1 rRNA gene (cut by a window edge) is annotated in these 2509 nt (G+C 56.4%); it reads right to left on the reverse strand.

The features are described from left to right. Nucleotides 1–32: 32 nt before the first annotated feature. A 23S ribosomal RNA gene (locus ACFWNV_RS39205) occupies nucleotides 33–2509 on the reverse strand; it runs 727 nt beyond the window's last position.

Genomic DNA, 2509 nt, shown 5'->3' on the forward strand with positions numbered 1-2509 from the left:
CTTCAGAACTAACACAGTGGACGCGAGCAACTGAGGACAAGCCCTCGGCCTATTAGTACCAGTCAGCTCCACCCGTTACCGGGCTTCCACATCTGGCCTATCAACCCAGTCGTCTACTGGGAGCCTTACCCTCTCAAGGAGGTGGGAATACTCATCTTGAAGCAGGCTTCCCGCTTAGATGCTTTCAGCGGTTATCCCTCCCGAACGTAGCCAACCAGCCATGCCCTTGGCAGGACAACTGGCACACCAGAGGTTCGTCCGTCCCGGTCCTCTCGTACTAGGGACAGCCCTTCTCAATATTCCTACGCGCACAGCGGATAGGGACCGAACTGTCTCACGACGTTCTAAACCCAGCTCGCGTACCGCTTTAATGGGCGAACAGCCCAACCCTTGGGACCGACTCCAGCCCCAGGATGCGACGAGCCGACATCGAGGTGCCAAACCATCCCGTCGATATGGACTCTTGGGGAAGATCAGCCTGTTATCCCCGGGGTACCTTTTATCCGTTGAGCGACGGCGCTTCCACAAGCCACCGCCGGATCACTAGTCCCGACTTTCGTCCCTGCTCGACCCGTCGGTCTCACAGTCAAGCTCCCTTGTGCACTTACACTCAACACCTGATTGCCAACCAGGCTGAGGGAACCTTTGGGCGCCTCCGTTACTTTTTGGGAGGCAACCGCCCCAGTTAAACTACCCATCAGACACTGTCCCTGATCCGGATCACGGACCGAGGTTAGACATCCAGCACGACCAGAGTGGTATTTCAACGACGACTCCACAACCACTGGCGTGGCCGCTTCAAAGTCTCCCACCTATCCTACACAAGCCGAACCGAACACCAATATCAAACTATAGTAAAGGTCCCGGGGTCTTTCCGTCCTGCTGCGCGAAACGAGCATCTTTACTCGTAGTGCAATTTCACCGGGCCTATGGTTGAGACAGTCGAGAAGTCGTTACGCCATTCGTGCAGGTCGGAACTTACCCGACAAGGAATTTCGCTACCTTAGGATGGTTATAGTTACCACCGCCGTTTACTGGCGCTTAAGTTCTCAGCTTCGCCACACCGAAATGTGACTAACCGGTCCCCTTAACGTTCCAGCACCGGGCAGGCGTCAGTCCGTATACATCGCCTTACGGCTTCGCACGGACCTGTGTTTTTAGTAAACAGTCGCTTCTCGCTGGTCTCTGCGGCCACCCCCAGCTCACGGAGTAAATCCGATCACCAGGACTGGCCCCCCTTCTCCCGAAGTTACGGGGGCATTTTGCCGAGTTCCTTAACCATAGTTCACCCGAACGCCTCGGTATTCTCTACCTGACCACCTGAGTCGGTTTAGGGTACGGGCCGCCATGAAACTCGCTAGAGGCTTTTCTCGACAGCATAGGATCATCCACTTCACCACAATCGGCTCGGCATCAGGTCTCAGCCTTATATGAGGGACGGATTTGCCTACCCCTCGGCCTACACCCTTACCCCGGGACTACCACCGCCCGGGCTGGACTACCTTCCTGCGTCACCCCATCGCTTACCTACTACAAGTCTGGTTCGCCGGCTCCACCACTTTCCTTTCCCCGAAGGGTCCGGAACGGCTTCACGGGCTTAGCATCGCCTGATTCGATATTGGGCGTTTCAAAGCGGGTACCGGAATATCAACCGGTTGTCCATCGACTACGCCTGTCGGCCTCGCCTTAGGTCCCGACTTACCCTGGGCAGATCAGCTTGACCCAGGAACCCTTAGTCAATCGGCGCACACGTTTCTCACGTGTGTATCGCTACTCATGCCTGCATTCTCACTCGTGAACCGTCCACAACTAGCTTCCGCTGCTGCTTCACCCGGCACACGACGCTCCCCTACCCATCACAGCGGGCGTTGGCCCTATTGCTGCAATGACACGACTTCGGCGGTACGCTTGAGCCCCGCTACATTGTCGGCGCGGAATCACTTGACCAGTGAGCTATTACGCACTCTTTCAAGGGTGGCTGCTTCTAAGCCAACCTCCTGGTTGTCTCTGCGACTCCACATCCTTTCCCACTTAGCGTACGCTTAGGGGCCTTAGTCGATGCTCTGGGCTGTTTCCCTCTCGACCATGGAGCTTATCCCCCACAGTCTCACTGCCACGCTCTCACTTACCGGCATTCGGAGTTTGGCTAAGGTCAGTAACCCGGTAGGGCCCATCGCCTATCCAGTGCTCTACCTCCGGCAAGAAACACGTGACGCTGCACCTAAATGCATTTCGGGGAGAACCAGCTATCACGGAGTTTGATTGGCCTTTCACCCCTAACCACAGGTCATCCCCCAGGTTTTCAACCCTGGTGGGTTCGGTCCTCCACGAAGTCTTACCTCCGCTTCAACCTGCCCATGGCTAGATCACTCCGCTTCGGGTCTAGAGCGTGCAACTCAATCGCCCTATTCGGACTCGCTTTCGCTACGGCTTCCCCACACGGGTTAACCTCGCTACACACCGCTAACTCGCAGGCTCATTCTTCAAAAGGCACGCAGTCACGACCGTA

This window comes from Streptomyces sp. NPDC058401 (genome assembly GCF_042722885.1).
Taxonomy (GTDB): Bacteria; Actinomycetota; Actinomycetes; order Streptomycetales; family Streptomycetaceae; genus Streptomyces.